This window comes from Paenibacillus sp. N119s, assembly GCF_059447605.1.
Genome location: NZ_JCAJRU010000267.1, coordinates 1 through 6,449, shown reverse-complemented (window position 1 = coordinate 6,449; position 6,449 = coordinate 1). Strand labels below are relative to the sequence as shown.

Genomic DNA, 6,449 nt, shown 5'->3' with positions numbered 1-6,449 from the left:
TTCCTTCATTCTCAATGCCCCCTAATCTAGTGCGGCTGCCAGTGCATCTGCCACCGTTCCAACTCCTATAATTTGTATCCCTTTCGGATGAGTCCAGCCCTTCAAGCTTTTCTCAGGCATGATCACCCGTTTGAAACCTAATTTTTCCGCTTCTCGCACTCGCTGTTCTGCTCGGGATACAGCGCGCACCTCGCCTGTCAGTCCCACTTCACCAAAAATCACATCATATGGCTTGGTAGGAGCATCCCTAAAGCTGGAAGCAATACTCACAGCTATAGCTAAATCGACCGCCGGTTCATCCAGCTTTACGCCTCCGGCAACATTTAGATAAGCGTCCTGGTTTTGCAAAAACATACCCATCCGTTTTTCTAGGACAGCAATGATTAATCCCATCCGATGATGGTCAATTCCCGTACCCATTCGGCGTGGAGATGGAAAATGCGTAGCCGCAATAAGTGCTTGCAGTTCAACCAACACAGGTCGCGTTCCCTCCATACTGGCAACAACCGTGGAACCAGCCACCCCCAGTGGTCGTTCGGACAGGAAAAGCTCAGAAGGATTCGCTACCTCTCGCAATCCGCTTTCGGCCATTTCAAAAATACCGATTTCATTCGTAGAACCGAAACGATTCTTAACCGCACGCAATAGCCGATACGTATGATGACGCTCTCCTTCAAAATAAAGTACACAATCGACCATATGCTCTAACAAACGCGGACCCGCAATAGCGCCTTCCTTGGTCACATGTCCTACCAGAACTGTCGCAATACCTAATCCCTTGGCAATCCGCATAAATCGTGAAGTACACTCGCGTACCTGGGCTACACTACCAGGCGCACTTGTCACCTCTGGCAAATATACAGTCTGTATCGAGTCGATGACCAAAAACTCTGGCTTCAAGCTGTCCACTGCTTCTTCAATCGTCTCCAAATTCGTCTCACATAATACGTATAAGCTGGGAGACAAGGCACCGAGTCGATCTGCACGCAGCTTCGTTTGGCGAACTGATTCCTCACCAGACACGTACAGCACCTTCAAACCAGTTAATGCCAGCTCGTTAGAGGTTTGCAACATAAGCGTCGACTTACCGATGCCTGGGTCACCACCCACCAGAACAAGAGAACCCGGCACTACACCTCCGCCGAGCACACGATTCAATTCACCAATTCCCGTCAAAATTCGTGTTTCTTTGCCACTCTCCACTTCAATAATAGGAAGCGGTTTGTCTTTTGTGCTATGAGTAAGAAGGGAAGATCCCATTCCTTGTGTTTTTACAACGCTTTCCGTTTCTTCGACCATGGAATTCCATGCCTGGCATCCAGGACATTTTCCGTACCATTTGGGCGATTCATAGCCACATTCCGTACAGGAAAATTTAGTTTTTACTTTAGCCATACTTTGTTCCCTGGCTCCTTATTGACGACGATGATGTCAAATTTATCTTCTCACAGCATCTGAAAGAGCTGTAACAATAAAAGTTTACCATTGAAGCTTGGCGGACGTAAAGCAATATCACAAACTTTCCCAAAGCTTTTAGCCTGCCCTTTCAAGGTGTTCATGACACAAAAAAGGTGCCTTCGCAGTAGCTTTCCAGCCTGCGAGACACCTTTTTTAATGTTTTATTTACTAAACTGCTTTAGGACTTTGTGGATACATTGTCCTTCTTCGTTACGGTCAATGCACCGTTCTCTTCATCAATGAAAAGAGAGTCGCCTTTAGCAATGTTTCCAGTCAACAGTTCCTCAGACAGGCGATCTTCAATATGCTTCTGGATTGCACGACGCAATGGACGCGCACCATACGCAGGATCGAAGCCTTCCTTGGCAAGAAATTTCTTAGCATTGTCTGTCAACTCGAAGTCCACCTCATATTCATTCAGACGCTTACGGAGCTCTTCGGACATGAGTGAAACAATTTCGGCAATATGTTTTTCTTCGAGAGAATGGAAAACGATAATTTCGTCTATCCGGTTCAAGAACTCAGGACGGAAGCTTTTCTTCAGCTCATCCATCACTTTACCCTTCATGTTATCGTATTCCGCTCCCGCATCTACAACGGCTGTGAAGCCGAGCGTAGAGTTGCGTTTGATCGCCTGTGCCCCCACATTGGAAGTCAGAATAATCAGGGTGTTGCGGAAATCAACAACACGGCCTTTGGAATCCGTCAGACGTCCATCTTCCAGCACTTGCAGCAGAATATTAAATACTTCTGGGTGTGCTTTTTCGATTTCATCCAGCAACACAACAGAGTATGGCTTACGACGAACCTTTTCAGTCAGTTGGCCGCCCTCTTCATATCCGACATATCCTGGAGGCGCACCTACCAGACGGGATGTGGAGTGCTTCTCCATATATTCGGACATATCAATACGGATAACCGCATTTTCATCTCCGAACATGGATTCAGCCAATGCCCGTGCCAATTCGGTTTTACCAACCCCAGTTGGGCCAAGGAAAATAAAGGAGCCGATTGGACGCTTCGGATCTTTCAGACCAGCACGTGCCCGGCGAATTGCCCGGCTTACTGCCTTAACAGCTTCTTCCTGCCCAATCACACGTTCATGCAACAGTTGCTCCATATTCAGCAAACGATGTGTTTCTTCCTCTTTCAACTTGCTGACTGGGACACCAGTCCAGATGGCAACAACCTGAGCGATATCCTCCGGTGTAACTTCGGAATCTGTACGCCCTTGTTGTTCTTTCCATTGGTTTTTCGTGACATCCAGCTCTTCACGAATTTTTTGCTCTGTATCGCGCAGTGCAGCCGCTTTTTCAAACTCTTGACTTTGTACCGCTGAATCTTTTTCCTTGCGGATATCTTCCAGACGGTTTTCCAGTTGTTTCAGGTTTGGCGGTACTGTATAGGAGTTCAATCTTACTTTGGAGCCTGCTTCATCAATAAGGTCGATAGCCTTATCCGGTAGGAAGCGATCCGTAATATAACGATCCGACAATCTTACTGCAGCTTCAATAGCCTCATCAGTGATTTTCACACGGTGATGCGCTTCATAACGGTCGCGCAGACCATACAGGATTTGAATCGCTTCTTCCGGAGAAGGTTGATCCACTGTAATAGGTTGAAAACGACGTTCTAGAGCAGCGTCTTTCTCAATATATTTGCGATATTCATCCAGCGTGGTGGCACCGATACATTGCAGCTCGCCACGTGCCAGAGCAGGTTTCAGGATGTTGGATGCGTCAATTGCGCCTTCCGCTCCACCTGCACCAATCAGCGTATGCAGCTCGTCAATGAACAATACGATATTTCCGGCTTGACGAATCTCGTCCATAATCTTCTTCAAACGATCCTCAAATTCACCACGATACTTCGTGCCTGCTACCACAGAACCCATATCGAGTGTCATTACACGTTTGTCGCGCAACGTTTCGGGAATCTCATTTGCTATGATTTTTTGTGCCAATCCTTCGGCAATCGCCGTTTTACCTACCCCAGGTTCACCGATCAAGACAGGATTGTTTTTTGTACGGCGGCTGAGCACTTGAATAACGCGCTCAATTTCCTTGCTACGCCCAATAACTGGGTCCAGGTTGTTTTCCTTCGCAGAAGCCGTCAGATCGCGTGCCAGACTGTCCAGAGTTGGCGTGCTGACATTAGCTGGAGCACCGTGATGGCTGGAAACTGCCTCGCTGCTGCCGAGCAATTGAAGCACTTGCTGACGCGCTTTGTTTAGACTGATACCCAGGTTGTTCAGCACACGTGCGGCCACGCCTTCACCTTCACGAATAAGGCCTAGCAAAATATGCTCGGTACCTACATAGGTATGGCCCAATTTACGTGCTTCATCCATAGACAGCTCAATGACTTTCTTGGCACGTGGAGTATAGGCAATGTTCGTCGGTTGCTCTTGACCGCGTCCAATCAGTGTTTCCACTTCATCCTGGATTTTTTCCAGTCCCAGCCCTAAACCGATTAAGGCTTTAGCTGCTATTCCTTCACCTTCTCGAATGAGTCCTAGCAAAATGTGCTCTGTGCCAATGTTGTTGTGTCCCAATCGAACAGCTTCTTCTTGGGCCAAAGCAAGCACTTTCTGTGCACGTTCCGTAAATCTTCCAAACATCATATATCCTGCACCTCCACAATGTGTATTTCAGATCATTCTATATATTAAAGGGTTGTGCCTAATTTTTGCCGGATCAGCTTCGCCCGGTACATATCGCGCTCACCGGTGTTCATTTTATCCCCAAAGCTTTTTTGCAAAAAGCCGGGTTGCGTCATCACATTAAGCTCATTCATCGCTGCAATGGAAGGACGCTCCAAAATTCCTAAATCCACACCGAGACGTACATCGGACAGCCGCTGTGCAGCCTCCTTGGAATCCAAAACTGCTGCATATGATAAAATACCGAATGAACGCATCACCCGATCTGTAATCCGCAGCATAGATTCATTCATTAATCGTTCTCTGGCAGATCGTTCGTGCTCTATAATTTGCAGCACTACGCCATGTAGATTCTCGATAATTTCCGCTTCGGTTTGTCCCAGTGTGATCTGATTAGATACCTGAAATAAATTCCCGACCGCTTCGCTACCTTCACCATAAATGCCGCGAACCGTAAGACCTACCTGTGAAACAGCGGACAGTATACGATTGATTTGATGAGTCATGACCAATGCGGGCAAATGCATCATCACCGAAGCTCTCATACCTGTGCCGACATTCGTCGGACAACTGGTCAGAAAACCTCTCCGATCATCAAATGCATAATCAACATGTGCTTCAAATGCATCATCAATGACCATAGCGCGTTCCCAGGCTTCTCTTACCTGGCATCCCGGATATAGACACTGAATACGCAGATGATCTTCTTCATTTATCATAACACTAACTGATTCATCATCACTTATCAACACAGCACCGTTGCGAGATTCGTTCGCCAAATTAGGACTAATCAAGTGCTTCTCAACCAGTACCTGCTTGTCGATCTCATCCAACTCGGATATTTTCAAGGTATGAAAAGTACCAAAACGACGCAAATCATCATACTGAAGGATATCCGTTAAGCGTTGAAGCACTTGTTCCGACTGCTGATTGGTAGCAAGCATGGGAAAAGGCAGATGCTGCAAGTTACGCGCAATTCTTACCCGGCTGCTAATGACAATCTCCGAATCCGCAGCATCACCACGCATCCAATCACTTAGCGGCTTTTCCGTAAATCGGATATTGGGCATCACGCATTCCCTCCTACTCTTCACAAACTTTACTCTTCAGTCATTTCTTTTTCAAGCTTTCTGATTTGATCCCTAAGCTCGGCAGCTGATTCGAATTCTTCCTGTACAATGTGTTGTTGCATCTCTTTCTTCAATTCATCAATTTGTCGTTTAACCTTTAGTCGGCCTCCAGTACGGACTGGAACTTTACCCACATGACTCGTACTGCCATGCACACGCTTGAACAGAGGGTCCAAACGACTATCAAAATATTGATAGCATGATGGACATCCAAAACGTCCTAGCTTACTAAACTGCGTGTAAGTCATACCGCAATCCTTGCATTGCAGATTTTGTGGAACACTGTGACCTGAGGACTGGCTTTTTGTACTGGAGTCAAAATCCAACATCCCCGACAACAAGCTATGAATCGAAAAGCCATTAGGTGTTCCAGGGATCATCTCCCCTTTTTCCTTGGCACATGTCTCACAAATATGAAACTCTGTCTTTTCGCCATTCACAATTTTGGTGAAATGCAAAGTTGCCGGCCGCATATTACATTCTTGGCACAGCATAAAAGCACCTCCTTCAACGTCTGGATTTTTTACAAATCCCTACATCTGAATTGCAAATCTCTATTCACTGGTTAACGGATACTAGCTATTTGGCTGCCAGCAACGAGATCAGCATAGCCTTAAGCAATCTTGCTCGCAGTTGGTCACGATAGGGGAGTTTCAGCAATAATGTATCCCTTGATAAAGCAGCCTTTATGAGACCAGCTTCCCTTTTGCTTAAAAAATGTGCTTCCTCTAACTGATAAATCAGTCCTTCTGCTGCCGACTGGCTAATTTCCTCCCCGATGCTCTGATGAAGGTGTGTATGGATCGCATGCTGTGCAGGTAATTGAATTCGCTGAATTCGAATATAGCCTCCACCACCGCGTTTACTTTCCACCACATAACCTTTTTCCAACGTAAACCGGGTACTAATTACATAATTAATTTGCGACGGCACGCAGGAAAAGCGATCAGCCAGATCATTGCGCTGAATCTCCACTAAACCTTGGGGACTTTCCAGCAGCATGCTCTTCAAATATTGTTCAATAATGTCGGAAACATTGCGCATTTCATCATCCTCCACTAACGGAAACGCAAGTATTCAAGTACATTTCACGCTCCACAGAGTCCGCCGTATATTGAACTTAACCAAACGGTAAAGTCACGAATCTAAGCTGTGCTCAGGTAATCACCTGTTCTACAACCATTAGAATTGTACCGTCT

General features: G+C 46.3%; 5 protein-coding genes. All 5 read right to left on the bottom strand.

The genetic code is table 11. From position 1 onward, the window contains the following. Nucleotides 1-21 precede the first annotated feature (21 nt). A complete protein-coding gene (gene radA / locus AC5V8P_RS22265) occupies nt 22-1,395 on the bottom strand; it encodes a DNA repair protein RadA (RefSeq protein WP_013373291.1) in 1,374 nt (457 codons plus the stop codon). Between the two features lie 241 nt (nt 1,396-1,636). Continuing rightward, a complete protein-coding gene (gene clpC / locus AC5V8P_RS22260) occupies nt 1,637-4,081 on the bottom strand; it encodes an ATP-dependent protease ATP-binding subunit ClpC (protein WP_064795942.1) in 2,445 nt (814 codons plus the stop codon). A 44-nt stretch (nt 4,082-4,125) separates the two neighbouring features. After that, nucleotides 4,126-5,190: a protein-arginine kinase McsB gene (mcsB, locus tag AC5V8P_RS22255; protein WP_063211198.1), complete on the bottom strand. Its 1,065-nt coding sequence runs from the start codon at nt 5,188-5,190 to the stop codon at nt 4,126-4,128. A gap of 29 nt (nt 5,191-5,219) precedes the next feature. After that, nucleotides 5,220-5,744, bottom strand: coding sequence for a protein-arginine kinase activator protein McsA (gene mcsA, locus AC5V8P_RS22250; RefSeq protein ID WP_064795943.1), 525 nt, complete (start codon nt 5,742-5,744; stop codon nt 5,220-5,222). An 85-nt stretch (nt 5,745-5,829) separates the two neighbouring features. Then, entirely contained in the window at nt 5,830-6,294 is a 465-nt protein-coding gene (locus AC5V8P_RS22245; protein ID WP_016818631.1) for a CtsR family transcriptional regulator, read from the bottom strand. Nucleotides 6,295-6,449: the final 155 nt, after the last annotated feature.

What these genes read in the sequence shown, in the direction of transcription:
- mcsA (WP_064795943.1), bottom strand. Translation starts at nt 5,744, where the DNA reads ATGCTGTGCCAAGAATGTAATATGCGGCCGGCAACTTTGCATTTCACC.
- AC5V8P_RS22245 (WP_016818631.1), bottom strand. Translation starts at nt 6,294, where the DNA reads ATGCGCAATGTTTCCGACATTATTGAACAATATTTGAAGAGCATGCTG.
- clpC (WP_064795942.1), bottom strand. Translation starts at nt 4,081, where the DNA reads ATGATGTTTGGAAGATTTACGGAACGTGCACAGAAAGTGCTTGCTTTG.
- mcsB (WP_063211198.1), bottom strand. Translation starts at nt 5,190, where the DNA reads ATGCCCAATATCCGATTTACGGAAAAGCCGCTAAGTGATTGGATGCGT.
- radA (WP_013373291.1), bottom strand. Translation starts at nt 1,395, where the DNA reads ATGGCTAAAGTAAAAACTAAATTTTCCTGTACGGAATGTGGCTATGAA.